We start from the raw sequence: 24665 nt of genomic DNA, 5'->3' as shown, positions 1-24665 counted from the left end.
GATAAGGGCGATCATGACGACCCTGCCCATCCATGACGCCCTCGCGCCGCTAATCTCTGCGCTGCAAGCGCGCGGCCGCGCCGTATTGCAGGCCCCGCCCGGTGCAGGCAAGACCACCGTCGTGCCGCTTGCGCTTCTCGAGGCCGGGTTGGTCTCGGGCAAGATCCTCATGCTCGAACCCCGCCGCCTCGCCGCCCGCGCCGCCGCCGAACGCATGGCCGAAACCTTGGGCGAAAAACCGGGACAGACCGTCGGCTACCGCGTGCGCGGAGAAAGCAAAACCTCCCCCCGGACCAAGATCGAAGTCGTCACCGAGGGCATCCTTACCCGCATGATCCAATCCGACGCCGAGCTTTCGGGCATCGGCGCGGTGCTGTTCGACGAATTCCACGAACGTTCCCTCAACGCCGATCTCGGCCTCGCCCTCTGCCTTGAGATTGCGGACGCCCTGCGCGACGATCTCATGCTACTGGCCATGTCCGCCACGCTCGACGCCGAGCCCGTCGCCGCGCTCATGGGCGATGTGCCGGTGATTACCTCCGAGGGACGCGCCTACCCCGTCGAAACGCGCTGGCTCGACCGCCCGCTCGCCAAACAGGACCGACTTGAAGACGCCACGGCCCGCCTGATCGAAAAAGCAGCAAGCGAAACCGACGGCGGCATCCTCGTCTTCCTCCCCGGCGAAGGCGAAATCCGCCGCACGGCCCAGCGCCTCAAACTGCCGCCCGAGTGTCATATCCGCCCGCTCTTCGGCGCCATGCCCTTTGCCGAGCAGCGCGCCGCGATCCGTCCCGAACCCAGCGGTCGCAAGGTCGTCCTCGCGACCTCGATCGCCGAAACCTCGCTCACCATTGAGGACATCCGCGTTGTTGTCGACGCAGGCCGCGCCCGGCGTGCGCGCTTTGATCCCGGCTCTGGCATGTCGCGCCTTGTCACGGAAAAAGTGAGCCGCGCCGAAGCGACCCAACGCACGGGCCGCGCGGGGCGTGTCGCGGAAGGCACTTGCTATCGTCTCTGGACCAAGGGCGAGGAAGGCGCGCTCCTGCCCTTTCCACCCGCCGAGATCGAGGCCGCAGACCTCACCGGCCTCGCCCTCGAGCTGGCACTTTGGGGCGCCGTGCCCTCCGACCTCGCCTTCCTCACACAGCCCAACCCCGGCTCCTATGCCGAGGCGCAGAACGTCCTCAAAATGCTTGGCGCGCTCGACGCCCAACACCGCATCACCGACCATGGCCGCGCCCTCGCGGCCTTGCCGCTCCATCCGCGCCTTGCCCATATGCTCGCCCTCGCTGGCCCCGACGCCGCGCCGCTGGCCGCGCTACTGGCCGCGCGTGATCCGCTCTCCCGTGGCGCCCCCGTGGACCTGTCGCTCCGGCTTGAAGCCCTGCGCGATCTGAAGGCCTTTACCGAACGCCGCCCCTACCAAGTCAACCGCGCTGCGCTGCATACGATCCGCGACGAGGCCAAACGCCTCGCCGCCGCCACAAAGACCCACTCCAAAGACAGAATGAGCGCCGCCGAAATGGCCGCCCTCGCCTACCCCGACCGCATCGGCCTGCACCGCAAGGGCGACGCACCGCGCTTTGTCCTCTCCGGCGGCAAAGGGGCCATTCTGGACGAAGGCGACCCCCTCGCGTCTACCCGCCTCATTGTCGTGACCGATACCGACGGCAACCCGCGCGAGGCCCGCATCCGCCAAGCCATCGCCATTTCCGAGCCCGAGATCCGCGCCCGGTTCTCGGACCAGATCACCTGGCAAGATAGCTGCGCTTGGTCCAAGCGCGAGCGCCGCGTCATCGCCCGGCGACAGGAAATGTTCGGCGCCATCGCCCTTGATGATCGTCTCTGGAAAGACGCCCCCGACGAGGCCATCGCACGCGCGATGCTCGACGGGGTGCGCGATCTTGGCCTGACGCTTTCCGATGCCGCCCGTCGCTTCGTTGCCCGCGTCGATCTTCTGCGTGCCGCGGGACATGACCTCCCCGATATGTCGCCTGATGCGCTGCTCGAAACTCTCGAAGACTGGCTCCTACCGCACCTTTCCGGTGTGAAGACCGCCGAGCACTGGAAAAAGTTCGATCTCCTTGATCCGCTGCGCGCGCGTCTCGACTGGCCGCAGTTGCAGCTCCTCGACCGCGAGGCACCCGCGCATTTCACGACACCGCTTGATCGCAAGATCCCCATCGACTACTCCGGCGACCACCCCGAAATCTCGCTGCGCCTTCAAGAGATGTTCGGCCAGAAGACCCACCCCACCGTGGGCCGCACTCCCCTGCGCGTGACGCTCCTGTCGCCCGCCGGGCGGCCCGTGCAGACGACGATGGACATTCCCGGGTTCTGGGCGACGTCCTACGCCGATGTGCGCAAGGACATGCGGGGACGCTATCCGAAACACCCCTGGCCCGAAGACCCGACCGAGGCCGATCCGACCCTACGCGCCAAGCGCCGGAAAACGTGATGAACTCGTAAATATGCGGGGGTTGAAGTCTTTAACAAAAAACGTATATACAACAGCGATACAAAAAACGCGAACACACGAGCAGAAACCCGATAGTCCCATGACGGATGCCTTCAAGAATGCGCTTCAAAGCGTCGTGACCCCGCTATTCCGCCGCCCCCGGCGGCTGCAGGTGGCTGCGCTGTGCTACCGTGAGGATGGGCCGAAGAAGAAGGTTCTCCTCGTGACAAGCCGTGACACCGGTCGCTGGATCGTGCCCAAGGGTTGGCCCATCGACGGTCTCGACGCCCCCGGCGCCGCGATGCAGGAAGCTTGGGAAGAGGCAGGCGTCAAAAAGGGCGAGATCGACACGGATTCGGTCGGCACCTACGAATATGACAAACGCCTCGACAGCGGCATGCCCGTTCCGGTCGAAACCAAGGTCTACGCCGTTGAGGTCAAAACCCTAAAGGACGACTACCCCGAGGCCGACGAGCGCACCCGCAAATGGGTTGCCCCTGAAGAGGCCGCCGAGATGGTGGATGAGCCGGGGCTGCAGTCGATCCTGCGACAAATGTGAACCATTTGTAACGGTTCCATGACAGAATCCTTGCTCTGAACGGTTTTCCGTTCTACCCCGCCGTGACTTTAGAGACGGCGGAGCGAAAACATGCGCTATGACAGCGACGGCAAGGAATGGTCCACACTCGACCGAGACCTGCACCGGATTTCCAATCTCGAATACGCGACGAACTACGTCTCGCGCCCGATGGTCGGGCTTGGCATTGCGCTGGTGTTCATCGTGGTCGCTGGTCTCGCCGCCGGGGTGCTCTTCGGCTCTTACCCCTCGAACATGATCGTCATCGCCGCCGCTGCCTTCGGCGCGTACATGGCGATCAACATCGGCGCCAATGACGTCGCCAACAACATGGGGCCGGCCGTGGGTGCCAACGCGCTCACCATGGGCGGCGCCATCGTCATCGCCGCGCTCTGCGAAAGCGCGGGCGCGCTTCTGGCAGGGGGCGACGTGGTCTCAACCATTTCAAAGGGCATTATTGACCCCGCCGGAATCGAGAATTCGCGTATCTTCATCTGGGCGATGATGGCCGCACTGATCTCATCGGCGCTCTGGGTCAACCTTGCGACCTACGTCGGCGCACCCGTCTCGACAACCCACTCCGTCGTCGGCGGCGTCATGGGCGCAGGCATTGCCGCCGCCGGTTTCTCCGCCGTGAGCTGGCCCACCATGGCCACGATCGCCGCTTCTTGGGTGATTTCCCCGGTCCTTGGCGGGGTGATCGCCGCCGCCTTCCTCGCCTTCATCAAGGCCAAGATCATCTACCAGGAAGACAAGATCGCCGCCGCCCGCCGCTGGGTGCCGGTGCTGGTCGGGATCATGGCCGCCGCATTTGCCTCCTACCTTGCTCTGAAGGGCCTCAAACGCATCGTCAAGATCGACCTCACCACTGCGCTGATGATCGGCGTCGTCATCGGCGCGCTCACCTATGTCATCACCGCGCCCCTGATCCGCAAGCAATCCGTCGGCCTTGAGAACCGTAACAAGTCGCTGAAGGTGCTCTTCGGCCTGCCGCTCGTGTTCTCCGCCGCGATGCTCTCCTTCGCGCACGGGGCCAACGACGTCGCCAACGCGGTTGGCCCGCTTGCCGCGATCGTCCACGCCTCCGAGTTCGGCAACTTCGCCGCCAAGGTCGCGATCCCGACATGGGTCATGATCATCGGGGCCTTCGGGATTTCCTTTGGCCTCTTCCTCTTCGGCCCGAAACTGATCCGCATGGTCGGTAGCCAGATCACCAAGCTGAACCCGATGCGCGCCTATTGCGTCGCGCTCTCCGCGGCCATCACGGTCATCGTCGCAAGCTGGCTCGGCCTGCCCGTCTCCTCGACCCATATCGCTGTTGGCGGGGTCTTTGGCGTCGGCTTCTTCCGCGAATGGCATGCCGAGCGCCGCTTGCGCAAATTCGCCGCCGAACGCCCGGAAGCCGCCCGCATCGCGCCCGAGGAACGCCGCCGCCGCAAGCTCGTGCGCCGCAGCCACTTTATGACCATCGTCGCCGCATGGGTGATTACCGTGCCCGCCGCTGCGGTGATGTCAGGTGTGATCTTCCTGATCCTGAACGCGCTGATGCACTAACCGAACCTTGGGGCGGACCTTAACCGCCCCATGGCCCGTGATGATCGCCCGCCTGGTCGGTGCGCCGGAACCCGTGCGCGCCGAAGAAATCGCGCTGACCTTGGATAAGGTTCGCCGTGCCACGCCCCTGTCGCATCGCGTCGAACCACTGAAGGCTCGCACTCATCGCCGGCACAGGCAACCCCGCCACAACCGCCGCCGCCACAACCTCGCGCAATGCAGGCACGGTACGGTCAAGCCGCGCCGCCATGCCGTGAGCAAGCAGCAAGGAGCCCTCCTCCGTACCGCGAAGCGCATCAGCGAGATCATCAAGAAGGCCCGAGCGGATGATGCACCCCGCCCGCCAGATTTCCGCGATCCGCGCAAGGTCGAGCGACCACTTGAACGCTTCGGACGCGGCCTGCAAAACCGCAAAACCCTGTGCATGGGAAAGGATACGCGCCGCCTCAAACGCCTTGGCAAGAGTGTCGACCTCTGGCATTTCCATGCCTCCTGCCGCACCGAACCGCGTTTCGAACGTTCCGCGCAGCGCCTTATCCGACGACCAACTCCGCGCGCCCACCGCCGCCTCGATGCCGCTCGCCGACTGGCCAAGTTTCAAGGCCTCGATCACCGTCCAGCGCCCGGTGCCTTTTTGCCCGGCGCGATCCTCGATCAGGTCGACCATCGCCTGCCCCGTCTCGGGATCCACCGTCTGCAAGACCGCCGCCGTTGCATCCACAAGGTAGCTCTGCAGCGGTCCTTTGCGCCAGGTCTCGAATAGCGCGCCGATCCCCGCCGCACTTTGCCCCGCGCCGTCGCGCATGAGGCCATAGATTTCGGCGATGATCTGCATATCGGCATATTCAATGCCGTTGTGCACCGTCTTGACGAAATGCCCCGCCCCGTCCGGCCCAACCCGGTCAACGCAAGGCGCGCCCTCAAACCGCGCGGCAATTGCCTCGGCCATCGGTTGCAGGCGCTGCCAGCTTTCCGCGCTGCCTCCCATCATCATCGACGGCCCCGTCCGCGCGCCCTCTTCGCCGCCCGAAACACCAAGCCCGACAAAATGCAGCCCCTGCGCCGCAAGCACATCGTTGCGCCGCCGCGTGTCATTGAAATCGGCGTTGCCCGCGTCGATGATCGTATCCCCCTTTGCGAGATGCGGCGCGGCCTTGGCAATCATCTCGTCCATCGGTGCCCCCGACGGGATCATGAAAAGAAGAACGCGTGGCGGCTCGAGCGCGGCAATGAACTCTTCAAGGCGCTCCTGCCCCGTGATCCCCGCCGCGAGCGGGCCGGCCTCTTTGAGGAATGGCGCGATCCAGTCGCTCTCGCGGTTGCTCACCGCAACGCGAAACCCTTTCTCGGCGAGGTTCAACGCAAGTGCGCTTCCCATCGTGCCAAGCCCGTATACCCCGATATCGGCAAGCTGCATCGCGGCCTGTCCTCTCGCGCTGTTTCCGCTAACACGACAAGACTGCCCCTTAGCGCCCCCGGCTGCAACCCTTCGGGGGGATTGTTCAGGCGGATTGCTTCTGCACCCGCACCAAACGCCTCATATCGCGCGGAAAAAGCTGGGGGGAACCCGCGCCCTTGGCCTCCGCCTCGCGGATAAGCTCGGCCACACAGGCGTTGATCGGGGTCTTGATCCCTTTTTCGCGCCCAAGCTCGACGATCATCCCCTGCAATTCGTCGATCTCTGTGCGCCGCCCTTCCTGTAGGTCTTCCCACATGGAACTGCGCGCATTGGGATCGATGGTCAGCATCGAGCGCGCCACCCAATTGAACAGAAGCGAAGGCAAGCGCAGAATCTTCGGCATGATGCGGATCGGGAGACGGCGGTTCAAAGGCATGACCGCCTCGATCTCTGCCGCTTCCAGCACCCGGATCGCTTCGGAAAGCTGATCCGCCATGATCCGCCGCCAGCCCATGCTCCGCAACTGATCGCGCAGCGGCATGCCCGCAAGCGCGTTCAGCGCGTTGTTGAGGTTGATGAGCAACTTGCCCCACTGGATCGGCACCATCGCGTCGCGCTCATGCACCGTCAGCCCCTTGACGCTGAGCGTCCAGGCAAGCCAGCCCGGCCCTTTCTCGATCACGATGTCGCCGCTCGTGCCGCGATGGAACCGCCCGCCACCCATCGACACGATATTGAACGGCACCATGCCTGCGCGCACATCAAACCCCGGCAGCGCCGATTTGAGCACACCACCATTGCCAACCCCGTTCTGCAGGCTCACGACCACGGCCTCGGGCTTCGCATGCGCGCGGATCAGGTCCGCCATCTCGGCGGTATCGCCGCTTTTCACAGTGACAAGGATGATATCTGCCGCTGCAAGGCAAGCCGGGTCCACCGAGCGATAGAACATGTCCGGCGCAAGCTCTTCGTCCAAACCTTCGAAATCCGTGAGCGTAAGCCCCTGCCGCGCCAACACCTCTTCAAGGCGCGGCCGCACGAGAAGCGTCACATGATGCGCCCCACGGGCCAGCATCCCTCCCACGAAACACCCCACACTCCCGGCGCCTGCAACGACGATCTGCGGATAGGGAACCTTCTCTTCGGATGTCTTTTCGCTCATCTGCAATCCTCGACCAAAAGGTCTCCCGGCCCATTCGGGGCCGGGCGGCGTCATTGGAACCAGAGACACTCGTCAAACATCACAGGACACTCGGCGCACCAAAGCGCACCGGAGCTTTCGCTGGCTAGTATGCCAATAGGGCAGAATTGAGGCAACTGGCGGCCTCGAACGCATCGTGTCGGGCTGTTCCTGCAAAACGAAAACGCCCCACCTGACTTGGCATCAGACGGGGCGGAATTGTCTCTTCTGGGCGTATTGCGCGTTACTTGCCGAGGCACCAGCGCATGACGGCCTTCTGTGCGTGAAGCCGGTTTTCCGCCTCGTCAAAGACAACCGAATGCGGCCCGTCCATGACCTCATTGGTGGCTTCCTCGTTCCGGTGCGCCGGCAGGCAGTGCATGAAAAGAGCGTCCGGCTTGGCGTGGCGCATCAGCTCTGCATTGACCTGATAGGGGCGCAGCTGGTTATGCCGACGTTCCCGCGCCGAGGGCGCATCATGCATCGACACCCAAGTATCCGTGACAACAAGGTCCGCGCCTTCGACGGCTTTCACCGGGTCGCGCTCGATCACGACATTCGCACCCTTGGCACGCGCCTCCTCAACGAACACCTGCTCGGGATCAAGCGGCTCTGGCCCGGTAAAGGTCAGATCAAACCCGAACTGCCCTGCCGCATGGGCAAAGCTCGCAAACACATTGTTGCCGTCGCCCGACCAGACGACCTTTTTGCCCGCGATCGGCCCACGCTTTTCCTCGAAGGTGACGATATCGGCCATGATCTGGCACGGATGGGTGCGGTCGGTGAGGCCATTGATCACCGGCACACTCGCATGTTCCGCCATCTCCAGAAGCGTCGCCTCCTCGAAGGTCCGGATCATGATGAGATCGACATACCGGCTCAGAACCTTGGCCGTATCCGCCACCGTCTCGCCATGGCCAAGCTGCATCTCACTGCCCGAAAGGACCATGGTCTGCCCGCCCATCTGGCGCACACCGACGTCGAACGAAACGCGCGTCCGGGTCGAGGGCTTTTCAAAGATGAGCGCGACCATGTGGTCTTTGAGCGGCTGCTCATCATCCGCCGCGCCGCGCGGACGGCCATTGCGCGCTGCTTTCATAGCGTGCGCGTGGTCGATCATGCCCCGCAGGTCATCCTGCGATGTCTTGTTGATATCGAGAAAATGCTTCATGGCCTTAATCCTTTGCTGCGGCAACCTGCGCGGCGGCCTTGTCGAGCCGCGCCACGGCTTCGCTGATTTCGTCTTCAGAAATGGTCAGGGGCGGCAACAGGCGCACGACGTTATCCGCCGCGGGCACGGTCGCCACCTCGTTGGCATAGCCCGCCTGCACCACGTCAATATTGGTCGCCTTGCATTTGAGGCCGAGCATCAGGCCAAGACCGCGCACTTCCTCGAACACATCCGGATGCGCGGCGACAAGCCCCTCGAGCTTTTGGCGGAACAGGCCCGACTTGCGGCTCACCTCGCCAAGGAATTCCGGCGTCGCCACCACGTCCATGACCGCACAGCCCACGGCACAGCCAAGCGGGTTGCCGCCATAGGTCGAGCCATGCGTGCCCGCCGTCATGCCACTCGCGGCCTCTTCGGTCGCAAGCACGGCCCCAAGCGGAAAGCCCCCGCCGATACCCTTCGCCACCATCATGATATCCGGCGTGATACCCGCCCATTCATGCGCGAAAAGCTTGCCCGTCCGGCCCACGCCGCATTGCACCTCGTCGAGGATCAACAGGATGCCGGCGTCGTCGCAAATCTCGCGCAAGGCGCGCAATTCCGCATCGGGTAGCGGGCGAATACCGCCCTCGCCCTGCACCGGCTCGATGATGACCGCCGCGGTCTCATCAGTTATCGCCGCCTTGAGCGCATCCCAATCCATCCAAGGTACATGTTTGAACCCCGGCAGAAGCGGCGCGAACCCTTTGACGAGCTTCTCGCCCCCGGCCGCCGCAATCCCGGCGGACGAGCGGCCATGAAAGGCGCCCTCAAAGCCGATGATCTCGACCTTCTCGGACTGACCTTTGTCATACCAATACTTGCGCGCCATCTTCACCGCGAGTTCGCAGGATTCCGTGCCTGAGTTGGTGAAGAATACCGTGTCGGCAAAGCTCTGCTCGACAAGCTTGTCGGCCAGCGCCTGCTGCTGCGGGATCTGGTAGAGGTTCGAGACATGCCAAAGCTTGCCCGCCTGCTCGGTGAGCGCCTCGACAAGGATCGGGTTGGCATGGCCAAGCACATTGACCGCGATCCCCGCGCCGAGGTCGATGAAACGTCGCCCGTCCGCCTCGATCATCCAGCTGCCCTCGCCCTTGACGAAGTTCAAAGGCGCGCGGTTATAGGTCGGCAAAACAGAAGGGATCATGGTCCTGTCCTTATCAAAGAAGCCCTGTGGTTGCCCCAGAGGGGCGGGCAAGTCAACAATGTGAGAGAGTGAGTGCGCCGATCCGGCGCAGATCATGGGGTTTTCCCGCCGTCATGTCATGACGAAGGGCGCGGCAGGCTCAGGCCCGTCGCGTGCGTCGCAGGCGTCGAAGCCCTTTATGCGCAAATGCGTATCCCATGGCGCTCTCTCTAGCGCCTGCCTCCGCGCTTGCCTAGCCCCTATTTCCCCCTTGCCGCGGATCGCGTTTGCCGACAAGGATCGCGCATGCACGCGCCCGAACCCCAACAGATCGCCCAGAACCCGGCCCTCGCCGCCGCCCTGACCGTGACCGCCGCCGCCTTTGCCGCCGGCACAACGCTGCTCGCCAAGGCGATCGGCACCGGTGTGCTTGGCGATCCGCTGCACCCGTTGCAGATAAGCCAGGGTCGGTTTCTCTTTGCCTTCCTCGCGTTCTCCATTGGCGCGATGGCCCTGCGCCCGCGCTTGACACGGCCCGCCCTGCACCTGCATTTCGGCCGTTCTGCGCTCGGCTGGGGGGGCGTGACGTTGATGTTCGGCGCCGCGACCTTCATCCCGCTCTCCGATGCCACCGCAATCTCCTTTCTCAACCCGGTCTTTGCCATGATCCTCGCCATTCCCTTCCTTGGCGAGAAGGTCGGCCGCTGGCGCTGGGGCTCGGCCGTGCTTGCGCTGATCGGTGCGACAGTGCTCATGCGGCCGGGCGGGGCGAGCCTCGAGTTCGGCGCGCTCTTGGCCCTTGCCGCAGCTCTGGCCATGGGCGGCGAGATGATCTTTATCAAGCTCCTGTCGGGGCGCGAGAAACCGTTTCAGATCCTGCTCATCAACAACGCCATCGGCCTGATACTGGCCAGCATCGCCGCGAGCTTTTTCTGGCAGACTCCAAGCCCCGCACAATGGGCCGCCCTTGCGGGGATTGGCCTCTTGATGGGGTCGGCGCAGATCTGTTTCGTGAACGCCATGCGGCTTGCGGATGCGAGCTTTGTCTCGCCGTTCTTCTACCTCGCGCTGGCCTTCGCGACACTCTATGACGCGCTGGTCTTTGGGGTGCGGCCCGACGTGGTGTCTTGGATCGGGGCCGCGCTCATCCTCATTGGCGCCGCGGTCCTTGCATGGCGCGAAACCCGCAAACCGGTTTAGATACGGGCGTGCTCCCGCCCCTTTGAGACGCTGGCCAAGGCCAGCGCCACAAAGCGTTGGGCGTGGCTGGGGGCGCTGCCCCCAGACCCCCGAGGTATTTCCGCCAAGAAGAAAACAGGGGCAGGCTCAAGGCTTTGTCTTGGCCGAAGCACGCCCGCCAGAGGCCGCGTTTCAGCTCTTGAGGCGGTAGCCACTCTTGAGCATGGCCCAAGCCAAAAGGCACAGGACCAAAGTCGCGCCGCTCACCACGAGAACGCCAAAGCCCGGCGCGCTGTCAGAGACGCCGATCACACCATAGCGCGCACCGTCGATGAGATAGAAAATCGGGTTCATATGGGTCACCCGCGCAAGCCCTTCGGGCAGCGCCTCGACCGAATAGAACGTTCCCGACAGAAAGGCGAGCGGCGTGATGATGAAGTTGGTGATCGCCGCCATCTGGTCAAACTTGCCGGCGATGATCCCCGCCATGATCCCGAGCGCCCCGAGAAACGCCCCACCAAGCAGCACGAAGACAAACACCCAACCCGGGTGCGCCACGCCATGCCCAAGGACCAGCACCAGCCCCGCAAGGATCGCCACCGCCACGGCCAATCCGCGCACCACGCCCCCCGCAAGATACCCGATGAGCAGTTCGAGCGGCGACAAGGGCGGCATCAGGGTATCGACGATATTGCCCTGCACCTTCGAGATCATGATCGACGACGAGGTGTTGGCGAAACTGTTCTGGATCACCGTCATCATCAGGATCCCCGGCGCGAGAAATTCGAGGAACGGCACGCCCATGACATCGCCCCGGCGCGAGCCGACCGCGATGGTGAAGATCATCAGGAACAACCCCGCCGTCACCAGCGGCGCCAAAAGCGTCTGTGTCCAGACCACGCTAAAGCGCAGAATCTCGCGCCGTGCCAGCGTGGCGAGTCCCAGCCAGTTGACCCAACCAAAGCGTCGAACTCCCATTTCCGTGCCGTTCATGCCGTTTCCTCGTTCATTTGCGCTGATTCTCTGCCTTGTAACTCGCTCACGCCTGACTACAATAGAGGGCCAATCTCGCAATGCGGAGCGGCCCTGTCGGGGGGCCGCTTTTTAGCTAAGGAATTCAACGGATGTCGTGGACCGACGAGCGCGTAGAGCTCTTGAAGAAAATGTGGGGCGAGGGCCAGTCGGCCAGCCAGATCGCCAAGGAACTCGGCGGCGTGACCCGTAACGCGGTGATCGGCAAGGTGCATCGCCTTGGTCTTTCCAACCGCAACGCCACCCCCAAGGCCGAGGCCAAGCCCAAGGCCGAGCCCAAGCCCAAGCCCGCGGCCAAGCCCAAGGCAGAGGCCAAGCCCAAACCCAAGCCCGCCGCAGAGGCCAAGCCCGCGCCCAAGGAAGAGCCTGCCGCCGCCAAACCGGCGATGAGCCCGGCGCGCAAGGCGATCATCCCCGCCGGACAGCCGCTGCCGCCGCAGCCCTCCGCGAATGAGATCAGCCCCGAAGCGCTCGCCAAGGTGAGCGAGGTCGAGAAGGCCGCCAAGAAACTCTCGCTGATGGAACTGACCGAACGGACCTGCAAATGGCCCGTCGGTGACCCCGCGACGGATGATTTCTGGTTCTGTGGCCTGCCCGTGCAACAGGGCAAACCCTATTGCGAGGCCCATGTCGGCGTCGCCTTCCAACCCATGTCCTCGCGCCGCGACCGCAAACGGTAACATCCGCGCGCCTGCACGACAGACCCCCTGCAAAATGCCGGCACCCGCGTGTCGGCATTTTCTTTGCGCCGCACCCGGCTCCTCCCCAGACAAAGACCTTGATCGCACGCGCTCCTTTGGCGATCCTGCCCCAAGGCGGCTTCGCTCTATTTTAACAGGGGCCGACCCGGCGCATTTCGCCAGAGCATTGCATTCAGAAGGTATTTGACATGGAATTCAGCAGACGGACCTTTATTGGCGGAGCCGCATCTTCGCTTGCGCTCGCCGGACGGCCAGCACAGGCACGTGCCGCATCCCTCGGAGACATGGCCGCCGAGAAAGGCATCGTCTTCGGATCGGCTCTCGACTACCCCGATGAGCACATCTTCGACACCCCTGCCATCGCCGAACTCTACCAACAGCAATGCCGCCAATTCGTGACCGGCCATCAATTCCTCATGGGGCCGAACAAACGCTTCATCACCTCGCGGTTTTCCTTTGACCGTGCCGACCGGGCGGTGAATTTCGCCCGCGCTTCGGGCATCCCGATGGCCGGCCATGCCGCCATCTTTCATAGCTGGGTGCCAGAGTGGCTGGGCCGGGCCGTGGCCAACAAGGGCGCGCGCAAAGTCATCGAGGATCACGTTCAGGACGTGATGGGGCACTACAAGGGACAGATGAAATACTGGGTGGTCGTCAATGAACCCTTCGACTGGCAGAAACGCCGCCCGGACTACCTCATCCCGACGCCCTTTGCCGAAGGCCTCGGCGCGGAGTATATCGACGTCGCCTTCGCCGCCGCCGCCAAGGCAGACCCCTCCGCGCGCCTTGTGCTCAACGAGGTGGGCCTCGAATATGACTACCCCGATCACCGCCGCAAGAGAGCGCTCATTCTCGAGACCATCAAGCGGCTGAAATCCAAGGGCATCCCGATCCACGCGATCGGCCTGCAGAGCCACCTGCGCCCGAATTTCCCCTTTAGCTCTGCGCGGCTCAAGGGGTTCATGAACGAGGTCGAGCGCCTTGGCCTGAAGATCATGATCACCGAGATGGATGTGTGGGACAACGGCTTGCCAACGGACATTGCACAGCGCGACAAGCGGATCGCGAAAGAACTGACCCGCTATCTCAACACTGTCCTGTCCGGCACGGCCTGCGACCACGTCATGATGTGGGGGCTGATCCACAAATGGAACTGGATGAACCTGCCCGCGCAGCCCGTGCCAAAAGGCATGTCGCAGTATGACTTTCGCTATCCACGCAAGGACGGCACGCCGCACCGCCCCTCTCTCTTCGACGACGACCTGAGCCCCACCCCAGCCTGGCACGCCGTCGCCTCGGCCCTCGAGAAAGCGCGCAAACGCTAGACCTCGAACTGGCCGCGCATCGCCGCTGCCTGGGCAAAGAAACGCTGGCGCACTTCGGCGGCATAGGGGTTGGCCGCCTCGATCGCGTGCAAGACGGTTGGCGGATCATGGCGCACCATCTCGACCGCCTCGCGCATGAGGTCAAAGCTCACCGTCGTCATGCGCTCGGGCAAGGGCCCCATCTCGACAAGCACCTTGGCAATGAGATGGGTCAGCCCCTGCACCATCGCCGCCTCCCGGTCATGCGCCTCTGCCGTCGTCAGAAGCGCCCGAAGCCCGCAGGCGCGCAGGAAGGCCGCGACCCTGAGATGCGCCCGCCCCCGCACCGGACAGATCGCAACCTTCTGCCCCGGCGCACGGCCAAAGCTCTGAGGACCAAAAAGCGGATGCGTGCCAACGATTTCGACATGCGCCGGGAGAGCTTCGCGCATTGTCGCCACCGGGCCGACCTTGACCGACCCGACATCGACCACAACCGCTCCGGGCTGCAACAGCGGTGCAAGTTGCCCGCAGAGATGTGCCATCCGCGCGACCGGCACCGCGATCACGACAATCTCGGCCCGCGCCACCTCTTCCAGCGATCCCATGGGGAGGTGGCGCCCATCGGCAAGCTCTGCCCGCGCATAGGCCGGATCATGCACCACGACCTCGAAATGCTCCGCCAGACCCCCGGCAGCAAGCCGCCCGAACGCGCCAAACCCAATCAGGCCAAGGCGTCTTTGATGTTGAATATCGCCCATATCTCCGGGCTCTCCTTTGCAAGAGCCGCGCGCGGATGGGATGATTTGCCTCTTCGTTCAACCGGCCGCGCCGCGGCGGTTGAACATGATGAACGCCCCGCCACTTATGTGGACAGGGGGTAATACACGGTGGTGATGAGGCGCGTGTGTGTCATGGCGTCGGGATCGCACGAGGGCCGCGCCCTGTCAAGCCGAGGCGTCCGCCCTAGGCGGCCCCTCCCGCAGGTCGATCCGGCGCACGTAGAGCGACGCTGCCAACCCAAGAAGCGCCGAGCCAAGCATGATCGCGAGAAGCAGCCAGAGACCGTTCGCCTCCGTCAGAACGCTGGTGGTGAGCGTCGTCAGCGCCGCGCCGCCCACAACCATGAGCGCCCCCGCCAGCCCCGAGGCACTCCCCGCCAAATGCGGGCGCACCGACATCGTGCCGGCATTGGCCGAAGGCAGCGTCAGCCCGTTGCCAAGCCCGACACACATGACCGAGCCGAAATAGGTCCAGACCGTCACCACGTCGAGCGCCACAAGCGCAAGCCCTACGAGCAGCCCACAGCACGCCACGACCCGCCCAAGGATCATCATCGTTGTCAGGCCATAGCGTGTCGCAAGCCGCCCCGAGAGGAAATTGCCAAAGGCGAATCCCCCCGTGATCGAGCCGATCCCGATCCCGACCTGCGCGGGACCAAGGCCAAAGGCGCTCTTGCCGACAAAGGCCGCGCCGGTGATGAAGGCGTAAAACGCCCCGACCGAGAACGCGACGCAGAGCGCATAGCCCCAAAACCGGCGTGAGCGGAGCAGGTCGGGATAGGCCCGAAACTGCGCTGCAAAGGTCGCCGAGGGGGCGGTGTTCGTCTCGCCAAGGTCTCGCCAGACAAGGATAAAAAGCGCCACGCCTAAGAGGGTGAACACGGCGAAATTCGCGCGCCAGCCAAAGATCTCATCCAGAAATCCGCCGAACCCCGGCCCAAGCATCGGCGCAAGCGCCATCACCATGCCGATCTGGCCAAGCATCGCCGCCGCCTCCCGGTCGCTCACCATGTCGCGCACCACGGCGCGGCTGATCGCCGTGCCACCGATGACCGCCGCCTGCAAAAGGCGGAACCCGAGGAAGACCCAGATATCCTGCGCCAGCCAGCACCCTAGCGACGCGCCCGCAAAAAGCGCCATCGCGACAAGCATCACCGGCCGCCGCCCATAGCGATCCGAAAGCGGGCCAAGGATGATCTGCAAGACACCGGTCACAAGCAGATAGCCCGCCACGGCAAGGTTCACGACCGCATACTCAACGCCAAAATCCTCTGCCATGTGCTGCAACGAAGGCAGGAACATGTTGAGCGTCAGGATCGAGACCCCCGTGAGGATGATAAGCGTGGCAAGGTGCGGTGGCCCGCGCCTCGCCGCTTCTGAATCAATCGCCACCGAGCAGGCTCTTTAGCTTGTCTTTGACCTCGTCTTCGACTTTTTGCTTGATCGCATCCTCGGTCGACTGGCCTTCTTGCGTGTCGATCGTGCCGATCTTCTCCTCAAGCTTCGCCTTGGCCTTGGACTTAAGCTCTTCGCGCACTTCGTCCTTCTTCTCTTCGAGATCGACCTCGATATCGCGGCCAAAGGCCTTGTCGAGACGCGGGATGATCTTGGGATTGTCCCAGCTGCCCTTGATCTCGACCGGCACGGCAAGCCCGTCCTCGGCCTCGTTCTTGATCTGCGGCGTAAAGAGGTAATTGATCGTGCGTGCCCCGATGCCGATCGTGCCCGCGCCCTTGGCGATCACATGCGGCAGGTCGAGAAGCAGGTCATTGTTCGTCATCACCCCGCTTGTCAGGGTCCAGCTCGCCGAAAGGGAATCGAAAACCGTTGTCCCGCTCGCCCCCGGCTGCCCGCGCAGCAGACGATCAAGGTCGATGCCTGAAATCTTGCCCTGCCCGATATCGAAAGACCCCGACCCCGAAAGCGAATTCATGATCGCATGGACCGAATTGCCCGAGGCAAGGATCTGGCTCTTCATCGTGCCAACGCCCGACATGCGATCAATGCCGGCCATATCGGTAAGCAAGGTTTTCAACTCAAGCCCCGTCACCGTGATATCGCTGCTGACCGAAAGCCCGCTACGGTTGTTGGCGACCATCTGACCGCTCGCCACCCCGTCAAACATGTGCAACTCGCGCAAGCTTACGACCGCGCGGGAATTATCGATGGCGATCCCGACGCGCGTGCGCCCAAGCACCATGTCGCCAAGATCAATGCTCTCTGCGGCAAGGGAAATATCCCCGTCGATGATGCCAAGCCCCGAAGCGTCAATCGGCGCCTTGGACCAACCACCGCCCGAAGACGTATCACCGCCCCCGCCTCCGCCGCCCTGCAACGCCGCAAGGGTCATCGCACCGCCGGCGATCCGCGCATTGACGCGCGGGCGCGGCCCGTCCATCGACACATCCGCCTCGACACTGACCGTATTGCCAAGCGCCGTGGCCGTGCCTTCCCGGAGTGCGATCTTGCCATCCTTGGTATAGGTCACATTGCCCGCAAAGGCCGCCTTCCCGGCAATTCCCGCTTCTCCAAGGCCAAGCGCCGCCATAAAGGCATTTGGGTTTGGCACATCCGCCTCGACACGTCCCGCCGCCTGCGGGTCCATCCCGGCGCGCCCGTCAAAGGCCACGCTTGCCCCCGCCGCCGCCACATTGGCGCGCAGCGTGGAAATCTCGCCGCCAAGGAACCCTTCAAGGTTGTCGATCACCGCCGCGATCTCGACCGCCTCCTCCGCGGGCCGCAGCGTCAGGTCAACCTCCGCAGGCCCCGCCCGGTCCGGCCAGACAAGGGTCGCGTCCACGTCCTTGATGTCGAAACTCTCGCCCCCCTGATCGAGATAGCGCAGCCGCGCATCACGCACCGCAAGGCTCTCAAGGACAAGACCGCCCATCGCGCCGCCGGCTTCCGTCGTCGCCGTGGTCGCCTCGCCCGCTTCCGCGCCTTCCGGGAACAGGTCCCAGTTCGCGGTGCCATCCGCCTGCACCTCGAGAAGGACATCCGGCGCATTAAGGTCGATCTGCGTGATGCGGATCGTCCCCCCGATAAGGCTCATCGCATCAACCCCGATCTGCGCACTCTCGGCCCGGAACATCGGCCCATTGTCGGACCATTCCGCATTGGCAAAGCGCACCGGCCCGGTCTTGACGCCGAGGATCGGATACCAACTGATCCCCACATCGCCCTCAAACACCAACTCGCGCCCGGTCTGCGAGCGCACCTGATCCGCCGCGATCTTGGCGATCTTCTCGCCCGGCAGCAGCACCAACAAGGCCACCAGCCCCAGCACAACCACCACGACAACCATCAAAAGAATACGGATCAAACGCATCGGACCACCCTCGGCAATAGACTCTAGGCCCAGCCTACGCCCGCCCCCCGCGCCCCGCAACGGGGAAGATCAACCCGTATTCCCAAACCCGCGCCCATCGCCTATAGAGCGCGCATGTCAAGCAATCCGCCCGACCTCCGCCCCGATCTCGCGCGTGCCCGCGTTTCCGAAACCAACCGTCCCGGCCAGCCGACCATCGGCATGGTCTCCTTGGGCTGCCCCAAGGCCTTGGTCGATAGCGAGCGTATCCTGACCCGCCTGCGGGCCGAGGGCTACGGGATTTCGCCCGACTATTCCGGTGCGGATGCCGTGATCGTCAACACCTGCGGCTTTCTTGATTCCGCCAAGGCCGAGAGTCTCGAGGCCATTGGTGAGGCACTCAATGAGAATGGCAAAGTGATCGTCACCGGCTGTCTCGGCGCGGAACCCGACTATATCACCGGCGCGCACCCCAAGGTTCTCGCCGTCACCGGACCGCACCAATACGAACAGGTCCTCGACGCCGTGCATTCCGCCGTGCCGCCCGATCCGAACCCGTTTGTCGATCTCCTGCCCGCCTCCGGCGTCTCGCTCACGCCGCGCCATTTCAGCTACCTGAAGATTTCCGAGGGCTGCAACCACGCCTGCAAGTTCTGCATCATCCCCGATATGCGCGGCAAACTCGCCTCTCGCCCGGCCCACGCCATCCTGCGCGAGGCGGAAAAGCTCGTCGAGAACGGCGTGAAGGAACTCCTCGTCATCTCGCAGGACACCTCCGCCTATGGCCTCGACCGCAAGTACTCCACCCACCCGTGGAAAGACCGCGAAGTGCGCAGCCATATCACCGACCTCTCCCGCGAACTCGGCCAACTCGGAGCATGGGTGCGCCTGCACTACGTCTACCCCTACCCCCATGTGCGCGACCTGATCCCGCTCATGGCCGAGGGCCTCATCCTGCCCTATCTCGACATCCCCTTCCAACATAGCCACCCCGATACGCTCAAACGCATGGCCCGCCCCGCCGCCGGAGCCAAGACGCTCGACGAGATCGCCAAGTGGCGCGAGACCTGCCCAGACATCACCCTCCGGTCGACCTTCATCGTCGGCTATCCCGGCGAGACCGAGGCGGAATTCCAACACCTCCTCGACTGGATGGACGAGGCGCAATTGGATCGCGTCGGCTGCTTCCAATACGAAAACGTCGACGGCGCGCGTAGCAACGCGCTGCCCGATCACGTGCCCGAGGAAGTCAAACAAGACCGCTGGGACCGGTTCATGGAAAAGGCCCAAGCCATCTCCGAGGCCAAACTCGCCGCCAAGGTGGGCCAAGTCATGGACGTCATCATCGACGACATCGACGAAGACGGCATCGCCACCTGCCGCACCAAGGCCGACGCCCCCGAGATCGACGGCAACCTGTTTATTGATGAAGGGACGGAAGGGTTGTCGGTCGGCGAGATCGTCTCGGTCGAGGTCGATGAAGCCGGGGAATATGATTTGTGGGGGCGGTTGGTTTGATTGACAGGAACTTACTCAAATACGGATTTTCTGAAGCAAGCTTTCCAAACCTCTTATGCTCCCGTTGCCAAAAGGGAACATTGGTAGCACGCGATGAAGTGAAGAAATATCACCCTGCATTCTCTCAGATTATCCAGCGGGAAGAATGGTCTTATTGGGATGATGTAGAACTACGCCTGAGTGTTACGCTTCGGTGTGCCAACTCAAACTGTGGAGAGGAGCATATTGCCTATGCGCGAGGCGGGATAGAACCTTGCTATGACCACAACGGAAATACTGACTACGAAGAATTCTTCAAGATTCACTTCATAGTCCCCTCACCTCACATCATAGATTTACCCGAGAAGCTCCCAGACACGATAAAGCGAGAGTTTCTCGCGTCCTTCGATAACTACTGGGCACACAAGAACCTTGCCGCCAATTCTATCCGGAATGCGCTAGAAGAACTACTTTCATATTTCGGCATAGAGGACGAAAAAGATGGGAAATGGGTTTCGCTTGGGAACCGACTGAAAACACTTGCAGAAGTCGAAGAGGGCCATGCTGAGTTCCTTCAGACCCTAAAGCCAATCGTCAACGCTGGCAGTCACGGAAATGAAATCAAGGTCGATACCTTGCTCGATGCTTATGAAGCGCTTGAAATTTTCCTTGATGAAGTGTTTTCAGAACGAAAAGCGCGTTTTCAGAAATTGATGGAAAAGCTGTCGGACCAAGAAAAATAAGCGCCCGATCCCGAGGGTGGGCGCAATCGCGCCCGCGTCGTGCCGGAGGCACGCCTGTGGCGTGACGGGGCGGGGTCGGGCGCGATGCATGATGCTGTGCATCATGCGTTCGTGTAGATGGGACGCCACGCAGACATACCCGGAGGGCAACGCTTCACCCCACCAACCCCACAATCACCACAACCCAAGCCACACCCGCCGCAATCGCCGTGACCGCGACCGCCGCGCCTCCGGCGTCCTTGGCTTGTCCCGCCAAAGGGTGCTTATCGAGCGAGATGTGATCCACGGCCCGCTCGAGCGCCGTGTTGAACAACTCCGCCGCCAACACCAAAACGCCCAGCGCCAAAATCAACGCCCTTTCCGCGACGCCCAACGGCAACCAAAGCGCAAACCCGGCGGACAGGACATTCGCCCAAACCCATGTGCGAAACGAATGCTCATGCCGCCATGCATCGACACAGCCGCGCCACGACCACACAAGCCGCCACTTCAGACGTTTCAGGAAATACAACATGGGCTCCTCCGGGCCAAAATTCTGCCCCGATCTCCCATGCGAATCAAGGATTTAGAAGATAAGCGCCACGATCCACGCCACACCCGCCGCCAGCGCCGTGAGCATCACCGCCGCGCTCGCCGTGTCCTTGGCCTGGCCCGCCAGCGGGTGCTGCTCCGTCGAGGTATGATCGACGGCGCGTTCCACCGCCGTGTTGATCAACTCCACCACCATCACCAAAAGGCCAAGCGCGAGGATCACCGCCCGTTCGCCCCCCGTGAGCGGCAGGACGAACGCCAACGCTGCCGAGACGACATTGCAATAGCCCCAGGCGCGAAAGGAATATTCCTCGCGCCAGCAATGCAGAAACCCGGCGACACTCCACCGGGTCCGTTCAATCGTGCGCGTGATGAAATACATGCAGCCCTCCGTAACGGGCCGAGCATGCCGCGCCCGCGCTCTCGGTGCAACCGCTCAGGACTCTGCGGCGAGATCCTCGAGAAACCCTTTGTTGAGGCAATAATCCGGCGCGTGATCGGCATGGGCATGGCCCTTCTGCCAGCCCTGACATTCGCCGGTCTTCTGACAATGCGTGCAGTTCAGCACCGCGCTACGATAGCGCGCCGCGAGATCGGGATGAGCCTCGAACGCCTCGGCCCAATCCACGCCAAGCTTGTCCGACATCCCCGAGACCAAATCGGCATGTTGGCCGAATTTCTGAAATAGGTTCATTGTATCTTCTCCGTTTCAGGCCCTTCCGGCCGCATCCTTCAATCTGTCGAATAGCTTTGCGTGCGGGCATCCCTCGGGGGCGTGATCTGCCCTCCCCGCCTGATGCGCGAGCCAGTATTCGCAATCCGCCACATGGGTGCAGCGGCGGCAATTTGTGACGAGGTCGGCATAGCCCTTCTGCGTCAGGTGCCCCTCGGCCATCGCCTCGCTGAGCGAAAGCCCCATGACCCGCGCCACGCTCCGCGTCATCCAGAAATGCCGGGCCGGATCGCCCAGCGGCTCTACCTTGCTCATGGCTCCACCTCCTCAAGCGCCTCCTTCAGGCGAAGGAACCGCTCCCGGTTGATACAGGCTCCCGGCGCGGCCCCGTCCTGTGTGGTCTCCTCGGCCGCAAGCCACCGCTTGCAGCCCTCGGTCCAATCACAACCTCGGCAGCTCTGCACCATCTCGGCCCAATCCGCATTGCTGAGGTCCGCCCGCGCCATCGCGGCGACAAGATCGGTCTCGGTCGCCTGCGCCATGCGCTGCACAAGCCAGAAATGGGAATTCGTGTCGCCAAGTGGTTTCATGCGCTGTCTCCTGCGAGCCGGGTCATCAGGGCGCGGTTGCGGCAATAGACCGGCGGTGCCTCGGCCCGTGCCTCCTCGCGGTCGAGCCAATGCGCGCAATCCTCGGGGTTCGCACAAGCCACGCAGCGCAGAACCGCCTCCGACACCTCGTCAAATGTCATGCTTCCGGTAAGCACCGCCGCTTCGAGATCAATGCCATGCCGATCCGCAACGCGATCCATGAGCGCGGCGTGGTGGCGTAGGGTGGATTGGTCTGTCATGGGTGGCGTCCCGGTTTGAAATCGAGTCAGAGGCTAACACGCCCGCGCCCTGCGCCCATTGACCTGCGTCAACCACCAAAGGGCGCCCTCATGACCTCGATCAAGCCGCCCGCGCCTCGAGATAGGCCCGCACACAGTCCTGTACCCGCCGGAACCGATCGCCGCCAAGCTTCACGCCCCCATACCAACGCGTCACCACCACCACATGATCGTGCAGCCCTTCGCGTTCAAGCATCCGCAGGATGACCATCCCCGCGCCGCTCTCGCCATCGTCGCCCTTGAGCGGCGTGCCATCCGACAGAAGCACGGCCCAGGTGTTATGCGTGGCCTTGGCAAACTTCTTGTCCCGCTTGAGCGTCTTCAGGAAGGCATCCGCCTCCTTGCGCGAGGCGACCGTCCCCCCCGAGACCGCATATTTCGATCCCCGGTCGCTTAGGACATTGGCAAGCTGCAACATGGGCGTCAGAGCCCCGCCGCTGTCTCGCGCACCACATCGATCCGAAGCGCGTTCGGCGGGTGTGTGCCAAGGAACGCATTGCCCGGATCGGGGATACGCCGGAAATATTCGGCCCCGCGCACCGGATCATAGCCCGCCTGATGCGCAATCACCGTTCCCATTCGGTCCGCCTCGATCTCGTAATCCTTGGAATACGCCCGCGACCCGACCGTCGCCCCGATATCCAAGGCGGAATCGACCGTCTCGGCACTTGCCCCCGCCAGCGTGGCAAGAACGCCCACAACCACAGCCCCGGTCACGGTATCGCGTTGCTTGCGCCCGAGATGTCCCTCGATGTGATGCGCCGCCTCATGCGACATGACAAAGCCAAGCTCGTCATCATTGCGTGCCCCCGCGATCAGCGCGGCGGTAAAGACGATCTGCGGCCGCCCTGCCCGGTCAAGACTCTGATAGGCATTGGCCGGTGCATCCGCGCGCGGATCGACGCGAATGTTGAAATCGCAATTGCTCCCCGCCGGAAGCCTGTCCCGGCAATAGCGCTCTGCAACCGGTTCGACCCGTCGCTGCACGGGCAAGAGCCGCGCCTCTGCCCGACTCACGCTATAGGAAGGGGCAGGCTTGGACACAGCCTGCGGTGCAGGTTCCACACAGCCGACAAGGACAAAAGCCGCACTGACGGCCAAGGCGGTTTGAACGATCTTACGCAATGGGGCACCCAATGTTTGGTGATGATCTTCTAGCCCGGAACTTAGGAAGGCGCGGCGCAAGGGTCCAGTGGGAAACCGGTGCCGCCCTGACCTGTGCGCAAACCTGCGCAACGCCGATCACAACCCCAAGGCCCTGAGGCGCGATTAGGCCCCTCCCCGACAATTTGCCACCATCTGACCCGCACCACATACAATGGTTGATTAGTACACCTTTGATCTATACCTTTTAATGTGTTGGGTGTTTTCCTGATTCTTTTGCATGGTTCTTAAGTGTTGGTAAATCAAGAATACGCTTGTCTTAAGGGTTGGCCGTTTTGAGGAGAGTCACCTTCTCCACTTCGACCGGTGTCGTGCAGTCCGTGTTCCAATCCCCGGACCATACGACCAAGATAAACGCCGCCCTTGCCCCATCTTCAAGCGACCCCAGTATTCTTGAGCCTTCAGGGAACACCCAACACCTCCCCGACGCAGACCCTGCCGGTTTCGGCTTCGGGCACGTGATCACGGCGGTTTGGATCAACGAAACCTACGTCGGGCATTTCGATCACGACCGCCGCAAGGCGTATTTCAACCTGACCGGGCTTGACCTGCCGCCCACCGACCGAACGCATACGCTCCTGCGCCACGCGCTGCATATCATATTGGTTGTCTTCGCGATCACCGCAATTGGCCTTCTCTTTAGCAGCCAGGTTCTTCTCGGTATTCTATTCCTATTCTTCTATTGCGCTTGGGGCTGTGGCGCGCTCTTGCTCGAAGCCCGCAGGACACACCGCCTGCACGCACGGGTTCTTCGCCTTTGCATGGCGGAAGGCCACCGTCTCGCCCCCGAGCGGTATGCAGCACAGGCCCCCCTCGACAAGACAACGCCCTCCAAACAGGCCCAGCGCCCCGCCGCAGTGTCCCAAGAACACGCCCTGTTGTCGGTACGCGCCTCTTAGCGCCGGGTGCTTTCGGCTGACCGCTTGGCCGTGCTGCGCGCCGCGAATTCCATGAGACGCTTGAACTTCGGGCAATCCATATGGGTCTCTGCCGGGCACTCCGCGACATGACGAAGCGCATCGCGCAACCGCGTGAGGCCACGAATCTGCTGGTCCAACGCATCCGCCCGCAGGTGTAGCTCTGCACGCGGCAGTTGCGGCGTACCGTCCTTGGCAAACATGCCCTTGATGTCCTCAAGCGAGAACCCCGCCATCTTCCCAAGCGAGATCAGCGCAAGCTGCGTCACGACCGGCGCATCGAATTGCCGTCGCAACCCGTGCCGTCCGACCGATTGAATAAGCCCGACCTCCTCGTAATAGCGTAGCGTCGAAGACGGCAGACCGCTTTGCTCTGCGACCGTTCCAATGTCGAGAAGTTTCATGCTTGACCTCAAGTTGACTTCAAGTGGCAGGGTACATC

General features: G+C 63.1%; 26 protein-coding genes. 9 read left to right on the top strand and 17 right to left on the bottom strand.

The window, feature by feature from the left end:
• Positions 1-13: 13 nt before the first annotated feature.
• The 3 genes from hrpB (at position 14) to R1W01_RS10380 (ending at position 4589) form a co-directional block, all read left to right on the top strand.
• A complete protein-coding gene (gene hrpB / locus R1W01_RS10390; RefSeq protein WP_297755493.1) occupies positions 14-2458 on the top strand; it encodes an ATP-dependent helicase HrpB in 2445 nt (814 codons plus the stop codon).
• 100 nt (positions 2459-2558) lie between these two features.
• The gene (locus R1W01_RS10385) at positions 2559-3017 is read left to right on the top strand and encodes an NUDIX hydrolase (protein WP_243612511.1); all 459 of its coding nucleotides are present in this window, start codon (positions 2559-2561) and stop codon (positions 3015-3017) included.
• Between the two features lie 90 nt (positions 3018-3107).
• Complete coding sequence (locus R1W01_RS10380; protein ID WP_243612512.1) at positions 3108-4589, top strand: inorganic phosphate transporter; 1482 nt, start codon at positions 3108-3110, stop codon at positions 4587-4589.
• Between the two features lie 19 nt (positions 4590-4608).
• Here the strand turns inward: R1W01_RS10380 and gndA are convergent, their stop codons facing one another.
• The 4 genes from gndA to R1W01_RS10360 all read right to left on the bottom strand — a co-directional run bounded on the left by gndA (position 4609) and on the right by R1W01_RS10360 (position 9525).
• Positions 4609-6006, bottom strand: coding sequence for an NADP-dependent phosphogluconate dehydrogenase (gene gndA, locus R1W01_RS10375; protein ID WP_297755496.1), 1398 nt, complete (start codon positions 6004-6006; stop codon positions 4609-4611).
• Positions 6007-6091: 85 nt separating this feature from the next.
• Positions 6092-7150 carry a 2-dehydropantoate 2-reductase gene (locus R1W01_RS10370; protein WP_243612514.1) on the bottom strand — a complete coding sequence of 353 codons (1059 nt, stop codon included), beginning with the start codon at positions 7148-7150 and terminating at the stop codon, positions 6092-6094.
• 262 nt (positions 7151-7412) lie between these two features.
• Positions 7413-8339 carry an ornithine carbamoyltransferase gene (argF, locus tag R1W01_RS10365; protein WP_243612515.1) on the bottom strand — a complete coding sequence of 309 codons (927 nt, stop codon included), beginning with the start codon at positions 8337-8339 and terminating at the stop codon, positions 7413-7415.
• 4 nt (positions 8340-8343) lie between these two features.
• Positions 8344-9525 (bottom strand): aspartate aminotransferase family protein, encoded by a 1182-nt coding sequence (locus R1W01_RS10360; RefSeq protein ID WP_297755500.1) that lies wholly within the window; start codon positions 9523-9525, stop codon positions 8344-8346.
• A 285-nt stretch (positions 9526-9810) separates the two neighbouring features.
• Here R1W01_RS10360 and R1W01_RS10355 point away from each other — a divergent pair, with 285 nt between their 5' ends.
• On the top strand, positions 9811-10704 hold the full coding sequence (locus R1W01_RS10355) for a DMT family transporter (RefSeq protein WP_297755503.1): 894 nt from the start codon (positions 9811-9813) through the stop codon (positions 10702-10704).
• A gap of 171 nt (positions 10705-10875) precedes the next feature.
• On the opposite strand, the gene R1W01_RS10350 is transcribed toward R1W01_RS10355, so the two are convergent.
• Entirely contained in the window at positions 10876-11676 is an 801-nt protein-coding gene (locus R1W01_RS10350; RefSeq protein ID WP_297755506.1) for an ABC transporter permease, read from the bottom strand.
• Positions 11677-11807: 131 nt separating this feature from the next.
• On the opposite strand from R1W01_RS10350, the gene R1W01_RS10345 reads away from it, so the two are divergent.
• Together R1W01_RS10345 and R1W01_RS10340 are read left to right on the top strand one after the other, a co-directional pair.
• Positions 11808-12395, top strand: coding sequence for a GcrA family cell cycle regulator (locus tag R1W01_RS10345; protein ID WP_243612519.1), 588 nt, complete (start codon positions 11808-11810; stop codon positions 12393-12395).
• Between the two features lie 209 nt (positions 12396-12604).
• On the top strand, positions 12605-13741 hold the full coding sequence (locus tag R1W01_RS10340) for an endo-1,4-beta-xylanase (RefSeq protein WP_297755510.1): 1137 nt from the start codon (positions 12605-12607) through the stop codon (positions 13739-13741).
• Here R1W01_RS10340 and R1W01_RS10335 read toward each other — a convergent pair.
• The 3 genes from R1W01_RS10335 to R1W01_RS10325 all read right to left on the bottom strand — a co-directional run bounded on the left by R1W01_RS10335 (position 13738) and on the right by R1W01_RS10325 (position 17830).
• Entirely contained in the window at positions 13738-14481 is a 744-nt protein-coding gene (locus R1W01_RS10335) for a prephenate dehydrogenase/arogenate dehydrogenase family protein (protein WP_297755513.1), read from the bottom strand. The genes R1W01_RS10340 and R1W01_RS10335 overlap by 4 nt on opposite strands.
• Before the next feature lie 186 nt (positions 14482-14667).
• On the bottom strand, positions 14668-15894 hold the full coding sequence (locus R1W01_RS10330) for a multidrug effflux MFS transporter (RefSeq protein ID WP_297755516.1): 1227 nt from the start codon (positions 15892-15894) through the stop codon (positions 14668-14670).
• Entirely contained in the window at positions 15884-17830 is a 1947-nt protein-coding gene (locus R1W01_RS10325) for an AsmA family protein (protein WP_297755519.1), read from the bottom strand. The genes R1W01_RS10330 and R1W01_RS10325 overlap by 11 nt, the downstream gene beginning before the upstream one ends.
• A 114-nt stretch (positions 17831-17944) precedes the next feature.
• Here R1W01_RS10325 and rimO point away from each other — a divergent pair, with 114 nt between their 5' ends.
• Both rimO and R1W01_RS10315 read left to right on the top strand, forming a co-directional pair.
• A complete protein-coding gene (rimO, locus tag R1W01_RS10320) occupies positions 17945-19327 on the top strand; it encodes a 30S ribosomal protein S12 methylthiotransferase RimO (RefSeq protein WP_297755522.1) in 1383 nt (460 codons plus the stop codon).
• An 80-nt stretch (positions 19328-19407) separates the two neighbouring features.
• Positions 19408-20049: a DUF4145 domain-containing protein gene (locus R1W01_RS10315; RefSeq protein WP_297755525.1), complete on the top strand. Its 642-nt coding sequence runs from the start codon at positions 19408-19410 to the stop codon at positions 20047-20049.
• Between the two features lie 154 nt (positions 20050-20203).
• On the opposite strand, the gene R1W01_RS10310 is transcribed toward R1W01_RS10315, so the two are convergent.
• The 8 genes from R1W01_RS10310 to R1W01_RS10275 all read right to left on the bottom strand — a co-directional run bounded on the left by R1W01_RS10310 (position 20204) and on the right by R1W01_RS10275 (position 23267).
• The gene (locus R1W01_RS10310) at positions 20204-20563 is read right to left on the bottom strand and encodes a diacylglycerol kinase (RefSeq protein ID WP_297755528.1); all 360 of its coding nucleotides are present in this window, start codon (positions 20561-20563) and stop codon (positions 20204-20206) included.
• A 51-nt stretch (positions 20564-20614) separates the two neighbouring features.
• Positions 20615-20962 carry a diacylglycerol kinase gene (locus tag R1W01_RS10305; RefSeq protein ID WP_297755531.1) on the bottom strand — a complete coding sequence of 116 codons (348 nt, stop codon included), beginning with the start codon at positions 20960-20962 and terminating at the stop codon, positions 20615-20617.
• 54 nt (positions 20963-21016) lie between these two features.
• On the bottom strand, positions 21017-21274 hold the full coding sequence (locus tag R1W01_RS10300) for a DUF6455 family protein (protein ID WP_297755534.1): 258 nt from the start codon (positions 21272-21274) through the stop codon (positions 21017-21019).
• A 15-nt stretch (positions 21275-21289) separates the two neighbouring features.
• Positions 21290-21568, bottom strand: coding sequence for a DUF6455 family protein (locus R1W01_RS10295; RefSeq protein ID WP_243612529.1), 279 nt, complete (start codon positions 21566-21568; stop codon positions 21290-21292).
• Positions 21565-21843 carry a DUF6455 family protein gene (locus R1W01_RS10290; RefSeq protein WP_297755538.1) on the bottom strand — a complete coding sequence of 93 codons (279 nt, stop codon included), beginning with the start codon at positions 21841-21843 and terminating at the stop codon, positions 21565-21567. The genes R1W01_RS10295 and R1W01_RS10290 overlap by 4 nt, the downstream gene beginning before the upstream one ends.
• Positions 21840-22103 (bottom strand): DUF6455 family protein, encoded by a 264-nt coding sequence (locus R1W01_RS10285; protein WP_297755541.1) that lies wholly within the window; start codon positions 22101-22103, stop codon positions 21840-21842. The genes R1W01_RS10290 and R1W01_RS10285 overlap by 4 nt, the downstream gene beginning before the upstream one ends.
• Positions 22104-22203: 100 nt before the next feature.
• Positions 22204-22560 (bottom strand): YigZ family protein, encoded by a 357-nt coding sequence (locus tag R1W01_RS10280; RefSeq protein ID WP_317275223.1) that lies wholly within the window; start codon positions 22558-22560, stop codon positions 22204-22206.
• A gap of 5 nt (positions 22561-22565) precedes the next feature.
• Entirely contained in the window at positions 22566-23267 is a 702-nt protein-coding gene (locus R1W01_RS10275) for a M48 family metalloprotease (protein WP_411028157.1), read from the bottom strand.
• 314 nt (positions 23268-23581) lie between these two features.
• On the opposite strand from R1W01_RS10275, the gene R1W01_RS10270 reads away from it, so the two are divergent.
• Positions 23582-24205: a hypothetical protein gene (locus R1W01_RS10270; protein WP_317275222.1), complete on the top strand. Its 624-nt coding sequence runs from the start codon at positions 23582-23584 to the stop codon at positions 24203-24205.
• On the opposite strand, the gene R1W01_RS10265 is transcribed toward R1W01_RS10270, so the two are convergent.
• Complete coding sequence (locus tag R1W01_RS10265; protein ID WP_243612534.1) at positions 24202-24627, bottom strand: helix-turn-helix domain-containing protein; 426 nt, start codon at positions 24625-24627, stop codon at positions 24202-24204. The genes R1W01_RS10270 and R1W01_RS10265 overlap by 4 nt on opposite strands.
• Between the last annotated feature and the right edge of the window lie 38 nt (positions 24628-24665).

This window comes from Shimia sp. FJ5 (assembly GCF_032918335.1).
In the GTDB taxonomy this organism is placed as follows: Bacteria; Pseudomonadota; Alphaproteobacteria; order Rhodobacterales; family Rhodobacteraceae; genus Shimia; species Shimia aestuarii_A.
Note: the sequence above shows the minus strand (reverse complement) of the source record. Positions and strands in the feature narration are given on the sequence as shown.